Raw genomic sequence first — 19,763 nt, 5'->3', positions numbered from 1 at the left:
TATGAGAAAATAGAAAAATTGCCTGTACAAAATGCGGAAATCATTGAGACTCTTTTCTGCACAATTTGTGATGAGAAAGCTACATTTTTCTAAGAAAAAACAAATTGTTGGTTTGTCCGCCTAAATGGGATGAATACAATGGAAATAGCACATCATTTCCTGGGAAACCGCAGAAATCCCTACAATATTCGGAATCTCGGGTCATTTTGACAGCAAACTTGGGCTTAAGCGGGCGATTGTCACGATTACAGCTCCACCCGAATAGAATAAAGAGAGAAGAGCGAGAGGTGAATACGTTGGAGCGAGCTGTCACATATAAAAACAACGGCCAAATCAATATTATACTTAACGGACAAAAACAAGTATTGGTTGATTCAGATTCAGAGGCAGAATACCTAGAAGCCTTGCAGAAAAATGAGGCAAAACACAGCATCTTACGGGAAATAGAGCGTGAAATGAACAGCCTTGTCGGTATGGATGAAATGAAACGAAACATAAAAGAGATTTATGCTTGGATCTTTGTCAATCAAAAAAGGCAGGAACAAGGGTTAAAGGTAGGTAAACAAGCGCTTCATATGATGTTCAAAGGGAATCCCGGCACAGGGAAAACAACGGTTGCAAGACTTGTCGGGAAGCTTTTCTTTGAAATGAATGTCCTCTCAAAAGGTCACTTAATTGAAGCGGAACGCGGAGATCTAGTCGGCGAGTACATTGGTCATACTGCTCAAAAAACAAGAGATTTAATTAAAAAATCACTAGGCGGCATTTTGTTCATCGACGAAGCCTATTCTCTTGCCCGCGGAGGCGAAAAGGATTTTGGGAAAGAAGCGATTGATACCCTAGTCAAACATATGGAGGACAAACAACACGAATTCATTCTCATTCTTGCTGGCTACTCCAAGGAAATGGATCATTTTCTATCATTAAACCCCGGCCTGCAATCGAGATTTCCAATCAATATCAGCTTTCCTGATTATACCGTCGATCAGCTCATGGACATTGCCAAACGGATGATGGCTGACAGAGAATATATATTTACTCAAGAAGCTGAATGGAAGCTGCGAGATTACTTAATGCACATTAAAAGCACCACGAGTCCTGCAAAATTCAGCAACGGCCGTTTTGTGCGAAACACGATTGAAAAGGCCATTCGAACCCAAGCGATGAGACTCCTGCTTGTGGATCATTATGACAAAAAAGATTTGCTCACGATTAAAAGTCACGATCTCCAAATGAAAGAGGATACGCCTACTTAAAATGGCGTATCCTTTTTATAAAGAGATACTAAAATAAACCATCCGAATAGTGGTATACGTGTGGTGTGTTTGGTATGATGGTACTACTGAAAACTTAAGTACAGAAAGGAAACAACTGACGTTGAATGAACATGAAATGACAGAAAAAGCGATCCTTGTCGGCTGTCAATTGCCGCATGTCACGGATGAACGCTTTCAATACTCAATGGAAGAATTAGCTTCCTTAACCAAAACGGCTGGCGGTGAAGCTGTCAGCGTAATGACGCAGAAGAGAAATAGACAAGACAGCGCAACATATATCGGTAAAGGGAAAGTAGAAGAGCTTGAAGTGCTTTGCGAGGAATTCGAATGTGATGTCATTATTTTTAATGACGAACTGTCTCCAAGTCAACTAAAAGCTTTGGCAACTGCCTTAGATGTGAAAATTATCGATCGGACACAATTGATTTTAGACATCTTTGCAAAAAGAGCCCGGACAAGAGAGGGGAAGCTGCAAATAGAGCTTGCCCAGCTTCAGTATGCCTTGCCGAGACTAAGCGGACAAGGGATCAGCCTCTCAAGGCAAGGCGGAGGAATTGGCGCAAGAGGTCCAGGTGAAACAAAACTTGAAACAGATAGACGCCATATTCGAAACCGTATTCACGAAATTAACGGGCAATTATCTACAGTCAAAGAGCACCGGACAAGATACCGGGAGCGCCGGAAGAAAAATGGTGTGTTCCAAATTGCCATTGTTGGGTATACGAATGCCGGAAAATCTACTTTGTTTAACCAATTAACAGATGCAGATAGTCATGAAGAAGATCTGCTATTTGCGACACTTGATCCAATGACACGTAAGATGACATTAGCATCTGGCTACAGTGTGCTGATTTCAGACACCGTTGGTTTTATCCAAGACCTCCCAACAACACTCATTGCGGCATTTCGTTCCACTCTTGAAGAAGTGAAGGAAGCCGATTATTTGCTTCATGTCATTGATTCTTCTAATGAGGATTACGAAGGTCACGAACGGACGGTTCATGAGCTTTTAGAGGAATTAGAAGCAGATCGTATTCCAATGCTGACGGTTTATAACAAAGAAGATCAAATCAGACCGGATTTCATCCCATCTTCAAAGCATCGTCATCTATTAATCAGTGCGAGGCGCGAAGAAGATGTAAAGCGATTAAAAGCGGATATTATGGCAGAACTGAAACAAAACTTTTTAAAGCCCTATCATGTGAAGATTCCAGCGTATGAAGGAAAGCTCATCTCCGCATTAAAATCAGAAACGCTCGTGGAATCGCTAGAATTTCAAAAAGAAGCAGAACTTTATGACATCACCGGGTTTAGCGGTGAGGAGCAGACCATATTAGGTCAAATCAAGAAGTATATGTTGTAAGAAAGGAATTAAATCAAGATGTTTCATACATTAAAACACGGCAGTATTTTAGAAAAAGTAGCAGCAGAAACAGAACAAGACATTTTTCACATGCATCAGCAAATTGATCAAAAGAGTGAACAAAATGAGTGGCGGGTGCTTGAAAGCTACCGAAAGCATAGAGTCAGTGATTCTCACTTTAACCCGACAACTGGATATGGCTACGATGATATGGGAAGAGACACGCTAGAAAAAATTTATGCGGATGTCTTCGGAGGAGAAAGCGGCCTTGTGCGTCCGCAGATCATTTCCGGCACACATGCCATTTCCATTGCGTTATTTGGTGTGCTGAGACCTGGCGATGAATTGATCTATATGACGGGAAAACCATACGATACGCTAGAAGAAATTGTAGGGATTCGCGGCAAAGAAGGGACAGGCTCATTAAAAGACTTCCAGATTGATTACAAGGCCATTGATTTAAGACAAGATGGATCCGTCGATTATGACAAAGTAAAAGAGTCAATCTCCTCTAAAACAAAAATGATCGGCATTCAGCGTTCGAAAGGCTATGCTTCAAGACCTTCCTTTACAATAGAAGAAATCGAGCAAATGATTTCATTTGTAAAAGAGATCAATGAAGAAATCATTGTGTTTGTGGACAACTGTTATGGTGAATTTACTGAATTACAAGAGCCATGTCATGTGGGAGCGGATCTTATGGCGGGTTCCCTTATTAAAAACCCAGGCGGCGGGCTTGCCAAAACAGGCGGCTACATCGTTGGAAAAGAAAAATGGGTAGAAGCTTGCTCTTATCGAATGACATCTCCGGGCATCGGCAGTGAAGCGGGTGCCTCGCTTTATGCGCTTCAGGAAATGTATCAAGGATTTTTCTTAGCACCGCATGTTGTGGCGCAAAGCTTAAAAGGTGCAGTGTTCACGGCTCGTTTTCTTGAGAAGCTCGGGTTCCAAACGAACCCGGCGTGGAATGCGAAAAGAACGGATTTAATTCAATCCGTCGAATTTGGTGATCCTAACAAAATGATTGCATTCTGTCAGGCGATTCAATATGCATCTCCGATCAACAGTCACGTCACACCGCATGCAAGCTATATGCCGGGTTACGAGGATGATGTCATTATGGCAGCGGGCACCTTCGTCCAAGGGGCTAGTATCGAATTGTCAGCCGATGGACCGATCAGACCGCCTTATACAGCCTACGTTCAAGGCGGACTCACGTATGCCCATGTGAAAAATGCGATTTGCAGTGCTGTAGATGCCTTATTGGAACAAGGTTTCATCGACATACCTGCTCGATAAAAAAATCCATGTTAATATTCCTAACATAATGTTGACACATAATATAACATGACATATAATAAATTTAAGCAAAGAGGAGGAGACAGTTGAGATGAGTGATAACATTCGCCGCTCAATGCCTTTATTCCCAATTGGGATTGTCATGCAGCTAACAGAATTATCTGCAAGGCAAATTCGCTATTATGAGGAAAATGGTTTAGTATTTCCAGCAAGAAGTGATGGGAATCGCCGATTATTTTCTTTCCATGATGTTGATAAATTACTAGAAATTAAAAACCTCATCGAACAAGGTGTAAACATGGCAGGAATCAAAAAACTTTTTGCCAATGCTGAGGCAGAACATCCAGCGTCTGATGCAAAGACCGAGGAGAAATCCACAGCGAAGCACAACTTGACAGATGATGAACTCAGGAAGCTACTGAAGAAGGAACTCATTCAGGCTGGACGTTTCCAACAAGGAACGACCTTTAGGCAGGGGGATATGTCAAGGTTCTTCCGTTAACCAATTAGCAAAAGCATTGCTATACAATTTTACCTTTTGTAGGGGAGGAGTTTTACGAAATGGCAAAATACACAAGAGAAGATATCGTAAAATTAGTAAATGAGGAAAATGTAAAGTACATCCGTCTGCAATTTACAGACATTCTCGGAACGATTAAAAATGTTGAAATTCCTGTGAGCCAGTTAGAAAAAGCTCTCGATAACAAATGTATGTTTGACGGTTCATCTATTGAAGGTTTCGTACGTATTGAAGAATCAGATATGTATCTATACCCAGATCTCAACACATTTGTTATATTCCCTTGGACAGCAGAAAAAGGTAAAGTTGCACGCTTTATTTGTGACATTTACAAGCCAGACGGGACGCCATTTGATGGAGACCCACGTAACAACTTAAAGCGTGTCTTAAAGGAAATGGAAGACCTAGGATTTAGTGATTTCAACCTTGGACCTGAGCCAGAATTCTTCTTATTTAAATTAGATGAAAAAGGCGAGCCAACGCTTGAATTAAACGATAAAGGTGGATACTTTGACCTTGCACCAACAGATCTAGGCGAAAACTGCCGCCGTGATATCGTGCTTGAACTTGAAGAAATGGGCTTTGAAATTGAAGCGTCTCACCATGAAGTAGCACCTGGACAGCATGAAATTGACTTCAAATATGCAGGCGCCATCCGTTCTTGTGATGACATTCAAACGTTCAAACTCGTTGTCAAAACGATCGCGAGAAAGCATGGTCTTCATGCGACATTCATGCCAAAACCATTGTTTGGTGTAAACGGATCTGGTATGCACTGTAACCTATCATTATTCAAAAATGGCAAAAACGCATTCTTTGATGAAAAAGCAGATTTACAATTAAGCGAGACGGCTAGACACTTTATCGCAGGTATCGTCAAGCATGCAACTAGCTTTACAGCGGTCACAAACCCAACGGTGAACTCTTACAAGCGTCTTGTACCTGGTTATGAAGCACCTTGCTACGTGGCATGGAGTGCACAAAACCGTAGCCCATTAATCCGTATCCCTGCATCACGCGGCATCAGCACACGTGTAGAAGTGCGCAGCGTAGACCCATCTGCAAACCCATACCTTGCATTAAGCGTATTACTTGCAGCAGGTCTTGACGGAATCAAAAACAAACTAGACGCACCAGCACCAATTGACAGAAACATCTATGTCATGGACAAAGAAGAGCGCCTTGAAAACGGCATCGCTGATCTGCCTGCAACACTTGCAGAAGCACTTGAGCTGCTGAAATCAAACGAAGTCATGGTCAACGCGCTAGGCGATCACTTATTCGAACACTTCATCGAATCAAAAGAAATCGAATGGGATATGTTTAGAACCCAAGTACACCCATGGGAACGCGATCAGTATATGTCTCAGTATTAATCAAGAAACCCCTTGGAGCCATTGGCTTCAGGGGGTTTTTGTTTTTGTGGGTGTTTCTAATATTTCAAAATGAAGCAGGCATTACCCACAAACCATAGATGTCTCAGATTACAAGGCGGGTGTCGAAGGGCTAGCATCAAGAATGTAAATAAAAGCTATGTTTGGCAAAAGCTCATTATAATTAAAGTCCCTTCTTATTTGAGGGGTTTGACTATAACAATTATAAAAAGTAGTTTTGTTAAATCACTTTTTGAAAAATCTTATGAGATTGATGGTTGAATTTTCAGATCGAAGTTATCAATTTTTTAAGAAGATGTAGGTAGCCCTTTAGAAGAAATAAATATCAGAAGTCTCTCTCTTCTGATGTCACTTCACTCAATTATTATCGTATTTGCGGGATACCGAAAATTTCTATTATGAACAGTTTGACTTTACATATGTTGTAAATCTAGTGTTAAAATATTAGAAGGATTTGTTTAGAAGGGGGTAAAGGGATGTCAGAATTAATTGCCTCTCAGGAGGTAGGGAACATGCTAAACACTTGGAATCTTGCTATACAAAAAGGAAATTTATCGGCAGCTATTGAAATGCAAGATGATATAGACAGGGCAATCGAACAAATGGAAGAAAATCAAGATATTCTTTTGTATTATCAACTTTTGAGCTTTAGACTTAAGCTGAAACTTCAGAATATTAGCAGAAATTTAGATAAGCCATTTTTTGAGAGAAATGCACCAGATGAAAAAGAAGAAAAAACAAATAAACTCATGTCATATTACTTCTACTTTTATAATGGGATCTATCATGACTACTTGCAAGATTATGATAAGGCATTAAGTTATTTCAGAATAGCTGAAAAGAAGTTAGCTTATGTTGATGATGAAATAGAAAAAGCTGAATTTCATTATAAATTAGCTGTTCTGTTCTATGATTTGAAAATGACTTTCCTATCTAAATATCATGCTCAAATTGCTTGTGACACATTTAATGCACATGAATCATATATCAAAAGACAAATTAACTGCAGAATGCTACATGCGCTGAACTTAATCGATCAATTTGAATATGAGAAAGCAAGTGAACTTTTCTGCGAAGCAGAGAACATGATCGGAAGTATCAATGACAATCATTTAATTATTCACCTCTATTACAGCATGGGTTTTTTGGAAAGTAAAAAAGAGAATGCTGAGAAAGCATCAGTCTTCTTTAGACGTACGCTGAGTTATGAAGAAATTGAAAAACAAATATTATTAAAAATGAGATGTTTATATGAACTAGCTAGGATAGAAATATCAAATCAAAGCCATGAAGTGATTGAATGGATTGATCTAGGCATTTCTTTGTCGGAACAAGTGAACCATCATATTTTTCAAATCAAATTTAAATTGTTAAAAGAACTATTATATGAAACAAATGAAACTCAACTGGCCAATATGAATAATTTGTGTGCAGAGCTTGAAGAAAAAAGAGTATGGGTTGATTTAGAGGAAATCTTGGTTGATGTGGCGAAATATTTAGAGGACAAGGGCTTACTGCAACAATCATTGAATTACTATAAAAGAGCCTTACATGCAAGTCAATTTGTAGGAAAAGGAGTGAATTAAATGAAAAAGTCAATTTTTATTACATTATCAATAGCTGTGGTAGCAATAAGTACACTTTTCTTTACAAATGGTTCGATTCAGCCTCAACCTCAACATGAAGATGTCCAAACAGTCGCATCAAGAGGCAGCTCTGGAGGATAATTGGTTAAAAAACGATAAAGTGGATTAAAGTGTCAGGCTCCTTATGGTATTCTAGTAAAAGAATATTCCATAAAAGGAGTCTTTTTTATATGAAAATATTAGATGCTCCATCTTTACTATCAGCTGTCGAACAGAGGTCAAAGGCCTATCATGAGCTTCAAGAAGAGATGAAACTTGTGAAAAAAGCATTAAAAGGTGTATCGGGATTAGGTGATGAGTTTACTGGAAAAGGTGCAGATAATATCAAAGCTTTTTATAATGATCTTGCACTATACGCAGACACTTATCTTGATTTTATCGATATGCAAAAAGCTTTTTTAGATGGAGTGAAAGGAAAGCTGGATGATGAATCATTAGGCGGGAGTACATTTATTGATGAGCACTTCCTAGATGCTCAATTGAAGCAAGGCATTCAGAATAATAAAGATATGGTCAAGGAACAAAAAGAAGCTCTTTCCACTATTTTTGACGATATCAGTGATTTAATTGAATTACACACATTTTCAAGTAAAGAGGTCAATGAACATTTAGACGATGCGAACAAAAAAAGAAAAGAGACAATTGATGCTTTACATAAAATAGATCATGAGCTAAAAATAGAATACGCAAAGTCAGAAGAGATTGAGAATCACCTCAAAACTTTTTATACAAAAATGATGGCTGCTACAGGAAAAGGTAAGAACGCTCAGCCCATGTATTATGATGCAAAAGCATTTCATGAGACAGATGTGTACAAGAATCATGATAAAATCGATGCACAGGTGAAAGCATATTTAAAAGTGAAAAAAGAAGAAAAAGAGAAACGAAGAATTAAAGAATTGAAAGAAAAGCTCAATGATCCTTCGTGTATATCAGAAGCGAAATACTTTGAGATTGTAGACGAAATTGGATATGAAAATCTTTCTTACGATCAAAAAATGTATTACAGCCAGCTGCTCCAAATCAAAGCGCAGGAAGAAGCATCAGAGGTATTCGTTGATAGTGTAAAAGGTGCTGCAGTTGGTCTATATGATGTGGCCAAAGATACAGTGACCGGAATATATGATCTTGTGACAGACCCTGGTGGTGCCGTAGAATCAGTCATTACGGCTGTTTCTCATCCAATTGAAACATCGAAAGCGATTGGAAAATCAATTTCAGACTCATTCCAAAAAGAAGTCATAGATGGTGATGCGTATTCTCGTTCACACTGGTTCGCCTATGCGACTGGTTCACTAGCAGAAATCGTCTTTGGTTCCAAAGGGGCAGGAGCCATCACAAAAACAGGGACAACCGCGGCCAAAACTACAGTGAAGAAAGGGCTTGAACAAGGAGCAAAATCATTAGACAGAGTCTCTATTCCGAATCTATTGCCGTACTCACCAAAGTTTCAAATGGCTGGTGGACCGAAGCTCCCGTACAATGTATTTGACGGGGAAAAACTTAAAAATAAACTCCTCTCCATGGCTAAGCGTCTAGACAACAACTCAGGCTACGGCATCTCTCAGACAGGCAGACGCTTACCAGCACAAAAATCACCGCCAACCGTTGTCAGTTACGGAGACCACTATGTGAGATGGAAACGTAAAAAAGTATTAAAACCAAATGTCGTTTATTCAACAAAGCAAGGCTACACCTACACAACCGATCACTACGGACGTATTGTCAAAGTTGAAGCAAGTGATTTAAAATACGGAGAGGTCAAAAGAAACCAATACGCCCAATCTAATTCAGGCAAGCCAGATCGATTACTGGATGATGATGGTGGGCATTTAATTGCGTCAATTTTTAAAGGTTCAGGTGATATTGATAACCTGCTTCCGATGAATTCACAGATTAATCGTAGTGGCGGGAAATGGTATGAGATGGAGCAAAAGTGGAAAAAAGCATTAACGGCTGATCCTCCAAAGTATGTAGAGGTCAAAATTGAGCCTGTTTATATAAATGATTCATTAAGACCTGCAGAATTTCTTGTAGAATATAAAATCGGAGACCAAAAGAGATTTAGAACTATTAAAAATAAGCCAGGAGGTTGAATTGTGGAAAAAATAGAAGAAAACTATAAAGAAATAGCAGAAATATTAAATGAAATGATTCCTGTTGAATGGGATAAAGTTTGGATGTATGCAGAAATCGTGGATGATTCGTCAGAAGTGAATTTTTATTTCTGCAACCCAGACAGTGAAGAATTGATTTATGGTCATAATATTCCTGGAAAATATAGTGTTAGTAACTCTATTTATAAAAAGTTATTGTTAAAACTTCTCCATTCTTTAGAAAACTTAAAAAAAGAATATATAAAAAATGGATTCGGAGATTGGTCGACAGCAATTATAAAAATGGAGCAACCAGGAAAATTCTCTATTGAGTATGGATACAAAGATATTTATTCATTAGGAATTGATGGTGATCAAAGAATAGCAGTTTGGGAATATGAAACCTTTGGATTTCTCCCTGAAGATGAGGAAGATAAAGAAGCTGTATTAAATTATTTAAAAAATAAAGACGACAACTAACACGCATTACCCTCCTAATCAAGGAGGGTTTTTATGTGCCTGTATTTGATATATTTCATATCATAAAAAACTCATTCCATTATTTAAACCGATAAACCGTCACTTCACACCCACCCAATACCTCTTCAATCATGCCTTCCACAATCGCCCAATCGCCGCCCGCCAGTCCGCAGCCGATCCCGTAGGGAATGGCGATGGAAGTATGGTTTTTCTTTTCATTTGAATGGGTTACTGTGTCTTTTAGGCTTTGTAAGCAGCTGCGTAAGGCATCGTAGTCCGTTTGCATTCTTTTTCTTCCGTATCCGGTTTGAGCAAATAAGTTGGCAATTGTTTTTCCGTCATTAGTTGTGATGAGTTGAACGGAGCTTAACAAGTCATCTCCTTGTTCTGTACATAATTCTTTATACTCTTTGTACACATTGGGGTATTTGCTTTTGATTTGTTTGGCTAATCCAGCGCCCATGACCCCTTTACAGTTCACCTGGTGACAGATGATGTCTTCACTTGCCTCTAAAATGTTGCCATCCACTGTTTTGATCATATCGTGTAACCCCTTTTTCATAAAATAGAAACATAAGTTCTATTTTATCAGTTTTGACCAAATGATTTAATAGCAAAATGCTTTTTATGAGTTTCGTTTATTTGAAGACACTTCAGAATAACTTGATTGTCAAAGCTGGTGCATGTCATCTAAAATATGAAGAGACTAGAAAACACGAAATAAAGCAAGAACAGTGAGGAGTCATTTATGAATCAATTAGAAACGAATCGTTTAATGCTTAGACCGTTTTGCGATGAAGATGCAGCAGGGATGCTTGAGTACTTGTCTAATCCAAGAGTAAATTGTTTCCTCGCTGATCGAATTTCTTCATTAGAAGAAGCTTTGGCTATAGTGAAAAAGAGAAAAGAAGACCATTCATATGTAGCGGTTTGTTTAAAAGAAAGTGGGCAGATTATCGGTGAGTTGTTTCATTTAAAAGAGGATCCTGATACGTATTCAATCGGCTGGAATATCAATGAAGCATATGAAGGAAAGGGATATGCACGAGAGAGCGCTGTGGCGCTTTTGTCCTATTTATTTGTAGAAAAGGCAGCAAGGCGGCTTTATGCCTATGTAGAAGATGATAATGTCCGTTCGCAGGCATTATGTGAGCGATTAGGCATGCGGAGAGAAGGCCTTTTTCTTGAGTTTATTTCATTTACTACATATGAGGATGGCACCCCTAAATATGAAAACACGTACCAATATGCTTTACTAAAAAAGGAATGGCAGCATCACTCTCTATAGAGCAGTAAGTAAATGATGTCAGTGACAGCAAAGTGACAAACATGTCATATGGTTCCATGGTTTGTTCGTTCAATCGATGGAAGAGTCATCTTATTTCAATTATCCTTATCATAAATCGAGGAAAAAGGAATGAAATGAGATGCAGCGATATAATGAAGATTTATTTAGGTGGGTGAATCAGCTCAGTATCGATCATGGTTATTTGAATCCGATATTCATTGGACTAGCTGAATATACTGTGCTGTTAGCAGCGCTCACGTGTCTGTTCATATGGTTTCAAAATCGAAGTGAAACCAATAGGGGGATGGTGGTATCTGCTGGACTTACTTTCATATTGGCAGAGTTAATTGGGAAAATTGCAGGATTTTTTTATTCCAACCAGCAGCCCTTTGCCGAAATGAGTCATGTCAATCTTTTGATTCAAAAGGAAGTGAATAACTCTTTTCCGAGTGATCATACCATCTTTATTTTTTCTGTATGTCTGATCTTTTGGCTTTTTCACAAACGCCATGTTTATTGGCTGATCATAGCGTGCGCCGTTGGTTTTTCTAGGATATGGGTAGGTGTCCATTATCCTTTTGATGTCTTAGCAGGGGCTGTTATAGCGTGTTTAATAGCGGTTGCAGTTGTCTATTTGCCGATATGTCAAAGGAGCGTGAATGCCATCTTGTCATGTTATGAGTGGCTTGAGCAGAACGTTGTAAGGAAGAGAACAAAATAACATGTTGCAGCAAAATGCCCCGATCTGATAATGGCTCAGATCGGGGTACTTTTTATTTTCGCCAAAACGTTGTACAATCCGCTTTGTCTTCAATATTAAATTCGATGATTTTCTTTAGGAGAGGATAATCAACTGGTAAGCTTTCCTTCATGCGAAACATCTTTTTTCCATGATCGTAACCCGCTTGTACAATGTCAGCTGAAAAGTGATCGATTCCTTTTCCTTCTGGTGCGACAGAAATGTGATGTTTTGCCACGCTAAACCCAATAATAAATGTGCCATGGTCTGTGAACATGGGCTGATTCCAAGCAATTTTTGGTTCTAGTTGAGGGAATGTGTCTAATATCCATTGTAAAATGTCTTGCGTGCGCTGCTTCAGCTCTGGATTACCGATGTTGCTTACATATTCTTTAAACACATGCATGATGTTTTATCCTCCCATTCCATCGACCTCATAAGCCTCAGACGGGATTCGAACCCGCACTCCTTTCGTAAGCATAGGCTAGGGGCAACACGCTTCCCTACGGAATTTCACCGACAGGAGTTTCGCCTGTCTCAGCTCATGTGCTTTTCGGTGCTTCTGAAACCCTTGCCTTGCGACCCGCTAGCTACAATTTGTTTTACGGCGCTCTTCCCTTCTAGAGCTACTGAGGCGCGGAAGTTATTGATCATATTATATAAAGAAACTGGATAAATGAAAAGCTGTGCTGATAATTAGTTTACTGATCTATAGGCGAATCGCACAAAATAGTCAAAGACACATATGATAAAAGACCATATGGATTGTATACAGCATTGAATTGGGCTGATGGAAAGTGACAAACCTGTTGATGAGTAAATTGAAAGAGATAAACAATCAAACAAAAAATGAAAGCTTTACTCACAAGCGTTCAATGAGTCCTTCTTTTTTGCTACTCATGGAAGATGGAGAACCTTTCTACTCATGGGTGTTCTTTGAAAAAAGTGTGTTTAAGACTTGCTATTTTTCCTTGATTTCCATCAATGAAGAACAAAATTGTGTGGTGTTAGAGCTTCTTGTTCCATGCTGCATGCGATCGGCGTGCTGTCAGAAAGTTTTATATCGATCCAGTTCAAAGATCCTTGTTGATCTTTCTTTTTTATGCGGAATGATTGAAGCAGAACAACCAGTCTATGATGCGATCATTTTAAAGAACATAGAACCTCACCACCTCCTTCTTGGTTTTTCAACATCGCCCAGTTCGGTTGAAATCTGGCGAAATGGAACAAAATTACCAAATGCAGCAACAGTGATTTTGCATCATCATGATGATCAAGATGTGCCGGTTTCTATCACGATTCAAACGAAAAAATCATGTCACGATATATGTGTTCAAAAAGGAGAAAGTCGATCGATTACTGTAAAAGATATGATGTTGATTTTCAATCATCAAACCACTGAAAAGGTGCAAGCATGTTTAGACATTCGATTGAACATGGTACAAAGGAAAAAAATAAGGCTTTGAGTCTGGGATAAGCGCACAATCTTCGTAGATCACTAGATCATAGTCTATCAAGAATAGGTTGAAGGAGGGTTAAAATGGCTATTTTAGGCGGGTGTAGTAATGAGCAAACAGGCTTTGTGAATGATGCGGTATGCTTCACAGTCGATTTAGCAGCAGCAGCGGATCCAGTAGTCGTCTGGACGGATGGAACACCATTTGTCATAAACGGGACCATTATGGTGGAAAACAACGGAATCGTGGCTGTAGCTCCAACTGTGACATTAGAGGTCAACGGTGCGGCTGTTCCAGATTTCACTGTACCTCCAGGAGAGAGTCGATCCATTACGCTAAGTGATCTTAACTCCATTGGGATTGTAGCTACGGGTGGGACCTCGACTGGAAGTATTGTCGTTTCTTTTTCTCTCAATTATCAGTATTAGTGTGTATGTCTTGAAGATTCCACAGTTTGAAAGAAGTGAGAGGCATGTGTGCCCAGCTTAATATGTGTGGAGGAATAACGGGTCCAACAGGAGTAACTGGCCCAACCGGATCAACTGGCCCGACCGGATCGACGGGTTCAACCGGATCAACAGGATTAACCGGAGTAACTGGCCCAACAGGATCAACAGGTTCAACGGGAGTAACAGGTCCAACAGGATCAACGGGCCCAACAGGATCAACGGGTTCAACCGGATCAACAGGATTAACCGGATCAACTGGTCCAACCGGAACAACAGGTTCAACGGGATCAACAGGCCCAACGGGAGTAACTGGCCCGACGGGAGCAACGGGTTCAACCGGCCCAACCGGATTAACAGGTTTAACCGGATCAACAGGCCCAACGGGAGTAACTGGCCTGACCGGATCGACGGGTTCAACGGGAGTAACTGGCCCGACGGGAGCAACGGGTTCAACTGGTCCAACCGGAACAACGGGTTCAACGGGAGTAACTGGTCCAACCGGAACAACGGGAGTAACTGGTCCAACCGGATCAACAGGATTAACCGGAGTAACAGGAGCAACAGGTCCAACCGGTACAATTGTAACCGCTAACTCAATGTACGCGTCTAATACGTCGGGAAGTACAGTGCTTGTTGTCCTAGGCGGGACAGCGGTTTCTTTGCCTAATAATCAGAGCTTAGATGGTTTTACGGCAAGTGGTGGAAATACGATTTTTACAGTGCCAGTCTCGGGTCGCTATTTCATCACTTATCAAGTGAACACAAATGCAGCGCTGCTTGCTGGAACAAGGCTGGTTAACAGCGGATCTGCCATTCCCGGTTCTATATTAACACCCGCTTTATCGGCATCTACCTACAACGTATCACTCATTACAACACTTGCAGCAGGTAACCAAATTTCTCTCCAAATTTTCGGTTTAGTCGCAACAGTGGTGTTACTTGGGGGAGGTTCTGTTGGAGCGGCACTTACCATCATACGATTGGAATAAGTACAAAAAGCCCCCAAAAAGGGCTTTTTTCATTTCATCCGAGATGATTGTTTATTTTAAAACCGAAAAAAGACGGAATTTTTACGCAAACATCATTGGTTAGAAAAAAGAAAAGCTTTTTCAAAGGAAACGGTTATTGAAGATTTAAGTGATTCATATTAAAATGATCTCGAATGGACTAATTAGCAATTGCTAATAGAAGTTCCATATTTAGTGAAATCATGTGATGCAGCTGAAGGTGATTGGGGGTGTAGAATGAGCAAGATTCCTGTTGCGGAATTGGCATCATTATTAAATGACTGGAACATGGAAATTAAAAAAGATCATGCAGATGAGGCAGAACGGCTATTTGCTAAAGCGAAACAAGCAGTAGAGGAAATTGATGATGCGGACATCCTTATGTACTATTCTCTTCTTGAGAAGAGGCATCACATTCTCATGTACAATTTAAGAGGTCAAAAGGGCAGTGTTTCAACGAAAAGTATGGAAGGTCTCCACGGGAAAAAAGAGGATGACTTATCTAACCGCCTTGCCTACTATTTTGATTTTTATGAGGGTGTGTATGAGCAGCATCAAGGGAATTACGAGGTTGCATTGCAAATGTATCAAAGTGCTGAAAAGCTCTTAGATAAAATTCCAAGTGAGATCGAACGTGCTGATTTTGATTTTAAGGTGGCCTGGCTTTACTACCGGCTTAGTCATATCATGCTCTCACTAAGCTATATCAGGAGAGCCCTTCACGTTTATAAACGGCACAAGCATTATGAAAGAAGAACGGCACTTTCATATTCCCTCATAGCGGCGAATCAAACAGAGATCGGCCGGTATGAAGAGGCGCTTGAAAATTATCGTTTGGCGGAAGAGGTTTTGACAAGCGAGCAGGATGATTTTATGCTGGCTCAGCTTCATCACAATGTGGCCATTTTATATTCATTTTGGAATAAACCGAAAGAATCAATACGTCATCTTGAAAAAGCATTGTCCCATCAAGAATATTACGAGTCGGATTTCTTTTTCCATTCTACGTATCTGATGAGCCGGGAACTCTGTGTGATTGGTGAAAAGCAGCGTGCAAGCCACTATATAGAGGCTGCGTATGCGAGAATAAAAGATGCTTCTCATGAAGTGTTTCAGCTGAAAATAGGCATCGTCCATGACCTTTACTTAACGAATGCACCACAAAGATTTCAACAAATTGATGAGAAATTAAGAAAGTTAGAAGAGAAGAATGAATATCATGAAGTAAAAGAGCTTTCACATTTTGCGGCTAAGTATTGTGAAAAGCAAGCACTTTATGAGCAGTCTGTTTTTTATTTGAACAAAAGTTTAGAAGCGGATTTACATATGAAAAGAATGGGGTTGATTTAAGATGAAAACAGGTTTAAAAGTATTATTCGTTGTAGGTTTAGCGATCGCTGCGTCAGTTCTGACTCAAAACGTTGCGGGTTCTTTCGAAGTAGCAGAAAAAATCATTGGTGGTTAATCCACCATTTATCTCTTGCCCTTGTTGATTATCGTCAGCAAGGGTTTTTTGTCTTTTAATAGGCTCTTCTTATTAAACGCTACAAGAACGTTTAATAAGAAGAATTCGCAACAAAGGGGGTGTGCAAATTTGTTACCTGCCTCATTATTCTAAATAAACATAGGGCAGAGCAACAAGTTAAAAAGGTCACCTTTCTTTGCTTAATTTAATTTTTTGCAGGACTTTTCATTCAAATTTTCTCAAATTGGTCTATTGTACATAGAAGTAAAAGAAAAAGCGGGAACACCGCTCCATTTGTCATGCATATGATGAGATGAAGTGTATCTAGAAGGTAGGTGATTGTATGGACCCACGGGTATATGGAGGTTTTCATGGAGGCGGTTTTAGCGGAGGAGCAGTGGGGCCACATATTGGCTTTGGCGGGTATTATGTGAGCCCTGGCGTGTTCTCTGGTTTAGGAGGTTATCCTGGATATGGTGGATTCGGGACATTTTCTGGATATTCTCCATACGGCTCCACGTTCATTATGGGGCGTCCTCCTGGTTTTTATGTAAGAAGTTATTAGTGGTTTCATTACAGAGATTGAAATAGCCATCTTTCGATTGGCTATTTCAATTGATGAAAGTGCTTGAATGCAGCAGTGATCACAATGACCCCTAGGATAGAGATAGGCAGCCAAATGATGATAAACGGATCGAATGCATCTGTGTATGCCGCTAATGCAGCACCTAGGCAGTAAAAGACAATAGAGCCTATTCGCATGAAACTGACATGCTGAATGGGAGCTGTTCTTTTTTCCCGATGTGAAATGCGCTGAGCCAAATCCTCAAATAGGTTGGCGAGTGTATTCGTTAGAACCGTTGTGGAAATGCCAGCCACATTTAATTTGCGGGCGGCCGCTGTCTGCAGGCCCATGGCCATGCTTAAAAGGATAATGAGCATAAAATAAGCACCTTGTGTATAAGGGAAAATGGCCATGAGAACAAATAGAAGCAGTATCAGGACTTCTATGATAAAGATACGTGTAACGGCTTTCGGCCAAAATGTTTTCTCATGCTTTCCGCCTATCACAACAGCAAGTAAAATCCCTAATACAAATCCACTCAGTGCGGTGATGGAATGAAGGGCCGTAAGCTGCAAGGAGCTTCCTGCTGCAATGCCAAGTAGCACAATATTACCTGTCATATTGGCTGTAAATACATGCCCTAAGCTCAAATAGCCAATCACATCCACAATACCTGCTGCAAGGCACAAGAAAATAAGTGCTATATTTCGAAATGAATGTGCGGTCAAAATGGTCATCCCTTTCTTACTCTCTAATGAGTAAGTGTAACGCTTAATGACCGCGTATGTCCATCTTATGTGCCGGGATAATGTCCTCAAGCCGGTGCAAAACTTGTCTGAAAGTGTCATCATTTGCAAGGTGCCTCATGCGTCGGAATGGATTGCCTTTTTCCTTTAGACGCTCTATCACAGCTGGCATGGTAAACAAAGAAGGATGAAGTCCATCTTGATGGAGTTCGTCCCATTCAAGCGGTGTTGCTACAAGTCCAAGCTCATTTCCTCTTGGTGAATAGGGCGCAATGATTGTTTTTCCAGCATCGTGCTGAATATAGTCTAAATACAAGCGCTTGCCGCGTTTTTTCTTAAGACGTTCCAAAGTAAATAGCTCAGGGGCTTGTTCACATAAAAATTGGCATATAAACGCGGTAAATGTCCTCGTTTCTTCATATGTGAAGGCATTTTTCTTTAATGGAATATAAACTTGCAGTCCTTTACCACCGCTTGTTTTAATAAAGGCTGTGAGAAAGAGACCGTCTAAAAGCGTTTTGATTCGCTTGGCAGCTTCTATGGCTAGATGAAACTCGTTAACAGACGGCGGGTCTAAATCAAAGACGATTTCGACCGGCCGGTTCGTATCCCTTGTTTCAAAAGGAATATGAAATTCCATTGCAAGCTGGTTGCCAAGCCAAAGAAGCGTCTGAGGGTCATTACAGACCGTGTAAGCAATATCATCAGCTTGATCGGTCAACACATAATCTGGCGCATAATCAGGTGTCGACTTTTGATAAAAGAATTCATCCCCGGCGCCATGAGGAAACCGAATTAAAGTCAGCCGTCTTTCACGTAAAAAGGGCAAGAGATAGGGAGCGGCTTGTCTCAAATAAAGTAAGTAATCTGCCTTGTTCAGATGAAGAGACGGCACAATCGGTTTTTCGGGATGAGTGATGTCAATCACAGCAGGGAGCGGATATAGCTGTTTGAGCATTTGCTGAAACGTACACGTTGCTGGATCAGTATCTAGTAAAAAGGAAGAAAAACGCGGCTCTCTTAAGGCGGATCCATCAAAGGAGATACAAGCAATGCTCGCGACGATAGAAGGTGGGATTTCATATCCTGATGCCCCTGCCTGCTTGCCTTTTGTTTGAAAGAGCGTACGAAGCGTTTGTTCTTCTTCTTTAGAAAATCCATGCTTGAATTGGACAACCTCGGTGAGTTGATGATCTTGATAAATACAGCCTTGAAAGTAGCCATTTTCTTTATCAAAATGAGTCACTATGACAGAGACATATCGCCAGTTTTTGACTTTCAACCATTCTTTTGACCGGGTATTGTCGTGCCATTTACTCGTCCCTTTTTTCGCAACGAGTCCTTCTGCTAAATACGTCGTCATCAGCTTTTTCATATTTTCAGGATTTGTGTCTGTATGAATGAGTTGAAGAAGGGAAGGGTGCTCAAGCTGTACAGATGGCGGAAGTTTTGCTGCTTGGAAAACTTGCTGTAACTGTTTTTTCCTTTCTATCAACGGTAAATCAATTAGAGATTGCCCTTTGCATCTTAATAGATCAAATGCGATCAAATGACATGGAAACCGCTCAGCCTGTTGCTTAATCGCCTCTTTGTTTTTCAGCCTGCCTCTTTGCTGAACCCTCGCAAAATCGCTTTGCTGTTCATCCAGTAAAAAGACCAATTCCCCGTCAAACGTCAGAGGTAAAAAAAGAGCAAACTGATCCCTTAATTGTTCGCACTGTTCAATCATCTCAGGAAACTGTTCATTTAATCGTTTTCCGGCTCTGCTTTCTAAATGAATCTCGTTTTGATCCCACGTCAGAATGGCTCGAAAGCCGTCATATTTTAATTCATACGCCCAGTCTGCACCGGTAGGAACCTCATGTGCAGCCGTTAATCGCATAGGTTTCATTTGTGCATGTCACTTCCTCGTATAATGTGTTCTTAGAGTGGGATGAAATTTTCATTCACATACATAAGTCTAACGAAAACA

The 19,763-nt window shown here is 40.2% G+C and carries 20 protein-coding genes; 16 read left to right on the top strand and 4 right to left on the bottom strand.

Annotation, left to right across the window (positions count from 1 at the left end):
- Positions 1–296 precede the first annotated feature (296 nt).
- The 9 genes from spoVK (at position 297) to MHH40_RS01945 (ending at position 10,075) form a co-directional block, all read left to right on the top strand.
- Positions 297–1,256: a stage V sporulation protein K gene (gene spoVK / locus MHH40_RS01985; protein WP_340900606.1), complete on the top strand. Its 960-nt coding sequence runs from the start codon at positions 297–299 to the stop codon at positions 1,254–1,256.
- Between the two features lie 121 nt (positions 1,257–1,377).
- A complete protein-coding gene (gene hflX, locus MHH40_RS01980; RefSeq protein WP_050944939.1) occupies positions 1,378–2,640 on the top strand; it encodes a GTPase HflX in 1,263 nt (420 codons plus the stop codon).
- An 18-nt stretch (positions 2,641–2,658) separates the two neighbouring features.
- On the top strand, positions 2,659–3,939 hold the full coding sequence (locus tag MHH40_RS01975) for a methionine gamma-lyase family protein (RefSeq protein WP_050944937.1): 1,281 nt from the start codon (positions 2,659–2,661) through the stop codon (positions 3,937–3,939).
- A 91-nt stretch (positions 3,940–4,030) separates the two neighbouring features.
- Entirely contained in the window at positions 4,031–4,441 is a 411-nt protein-coding gene (locus MHH40_RS01970; protein WP_212045882.1) for a MerR family transcriptional regulator, read from the top strand.
- A gap of 59 nt (positions 4,442–4,500) precedes the next feature.
- Positions 4,501–5,835: a type I glutamate--ammonia ligase gene (glnA, locus tag MHH40_RS01965; protein ID WP_003211015.1), complete on the top strand. Its 1,335-nt coding sequence runs from the start codon at positions 4,501–4,503 to the stop codon at positions 5,833–5,835.
- 494 nt (positions 5,836–6,329) lie between these two features.
- On the top strand, positions 6,330–7,439 hold the full coding sequence (locus tag MHH40_RS01960; protein WP_212045883.1) for a response regulator aspartate phosphatase: 1,110 nt from the start codon (positions 6,330–6,332) through the stop codon (positions 7,437–7,439).
- Positions 7,440–7,580: a hypothetical protein gene (locus MHH40_RS01955; protein ID WP_309216768.1), complete on the top strand. Its 141-nt coding sequence runs from the start codon at positions 7,440–7,442 to the stop codon at positions 7,578–7,580.
- An 89-nt stretch (positions 7,581–7,669) separates the two neighbouring features.
- Positions 7,670–9,595, top strand: a complete 1,926-nt coding sequence (locus tag MHH40_RS01950) for a T7SS effector LXG polymorphic toxin (protein ID WP_340900602.1) — start codon at positions 7,670–7,672, stop codon at positions 9,593–9,595.
- 3 nt (positions 9,596–9,598) lie between these two features.
- Positions 9,599–10,075, top strand: a complete 477-nt coding sequence (locus MHH40_RS01945) for an immunity protein YezG family protein (RefSeq protein WP_050944926.1) — start codon at positions 9,599–9,601, stop codon at positions 10,073–10,075.
- A gap of 79 nt (positions 10,076–10,154) precedes the next feature.
- Here MHH40_RS01945 and MHH40_RS01940 read toward each other — a convergent pair whose 3' ends face one another.
- Positions 10,155–10,616, bottom strand: a complete 462-nt coding sequence (locus MHH40_RS01940) for a macro domain-containing protein (RefSeq protein WP_050944924.1) — start codon at positions 10,614–10,616, stop codon at positions 10,155–10,157.
- Positions 10,617–10,823: 207 nt separating this feature from the next.
- On the opposite strand from MHH40_RS01940, the gene MHH40_RS01935 reads away from it, so the two are divergent.
- Positions 10,824–11,363, top strand: coding sequence for a GNAT family N-acetyltransferase (locus tag MHH40_RS01935; RefSeq protein ID WP_050944923.1), 540 nt, complete (start codon positions 10,824–10,826; stop codon positions 11,361–11,363).
- Positions 11,364–11,502: 139 nt separating this feature from the next.
- Positions 11,503–12,084, top strand: coding sequence for an undecaprenyl-diphosphatase (locus MHH40_RS01930; RefSeq protein WP_050944921.1), 582 nt, complete (start codon positions 11,503–11,505; stop codon positions 12,082–12,084).
- Positions 12,085–12,136: 52 nt separating this feature from the next.
- Here the strand turns inward: MHH40_RS01930 and MHH40_RS01925 are convergent, their stop codons facing one another.
- Complete coding sequence (locus MHH40_RS01925) at positions 12,137–12,508, bottom strand: iron chaperone (RefSeq protein WP_050944919.1); 372 nt, start codon at positions 12,506–12,508, stop codon at positions 12,137–12,139.
- A gap of 406 nt (positions 12,509–12,914) precedes the next feature.
- On the opposite strand from MHH40_RS01925, the gene MHH40_RS01920 reads away from it, so the two are divergent.
- The 5 genes from MHH40_RS01920 (at position 12,915) to MHH40_RS01895 (ending at position 17,045) form a co-directional block, all read left to right on the top strand.
- Positions 12,915–13,568, top strand: a complete 654-nt coding sequence (locus MHH40_RS01920; protein WP_050944918.1) for a CotZ-related putative spore coat protein — start codon at positions 12,915–12,917, stop codon at positions 13,566–13,568.
- Positions 13,569–13,642: 74 nt separating this feature from the next.
- Entirely contained in the window at positions 13,643–13,987 is a 345-nt protein-coding gene (locus MHH40_RS01915; protein ID WP_034660755.1) for a DUF3992 domain-containing protein, read from the top strand.
- A 35-nt stretch (positions 13,988–14,022) separates the two neighbouring features.
- Positions 14,023–14,997 carry a BclA C-terminal domain-containing protein gene (locus tag MHH40_RS18805; RefSeq protein ID WP_445661691.1) on the top strand — a complete coding sequence of 325 codons (975 nt, stop codon included), beginning with the start codon at positions 14,023–14,025 and terminating at the stop codon, positions 14,995–14,997.
- 255 nt (positions 14,998–15,252) lie between these two features.
- Positions 15,253–16,365, top strand: a complete 1,113-nt coding sequence (locus tag MHH40_RS01900; protein WP_050944915.1) for a response regulator aspartate phosphatase — start codon at positions 15,253–15,255, stop codon at positions 16,363–16,365.
- A 458-nt stretch (positions 16,366–16,823) separates the two neighbouring features.
- Complete coding sequence (locus MHH40_RS01895; RefSeq protein WP_008343948.1) at positions 16,824–17,045, top strand: hypothetical protein; 222 nt, start codon at positions 16,824–16,826, stop codon at positions 17,043–17,045.
- Between the two features lie 41 nt (positions 17,046–17,086).
- Here the strand turns inward: MHH40_RS01895 and MHH40_RS01890 are convergent, their stop codons facing one another.
- Together MHH40_RS01890 and MHH40_RS01885 are read right to left on the bottom strand one after the other, a co-directional pair.
- Positions 17,087–17,782 carry a YoaK family protein gene (locus tag MHH40_RS01890; RefSeq protein ID WP_340900599.1) on the bottom strand — a complete coding sequence of 232 codons (696 nt, stop codon included), beginning with the start codon at positions 17,780–17,782 and terminating at the stop codon, positions 17,087–17,089.
- 34 nt (positions 17,783–17,816) lie between these two features.
- A complete protein-coding gene (locus MHH40_RS01885; protein WP_340900598.1) occupies positions 17,817–19,682 on the bottom strand; it encodes a DNA ligase D in 1,866 nt (621 codons plus the stop codon).
- Positions 19,683–19,763: the final 81 nt, after the last annotated feature.

Origin of the sequence: Bacillus sp. FSL K6-2431, from assembly GCF_038005165.1 — a bacterium.
Classification (GTDB): Bacteria; Bacillota; Bacilli; order Bacillales; family Bacillaceae; genus Bacillus; species Bacillus pumilus.
Note: the sequence above shows the minus strand (reverse complement) of the source record. Positions and strands in the feature narration are given on the sequence as shown.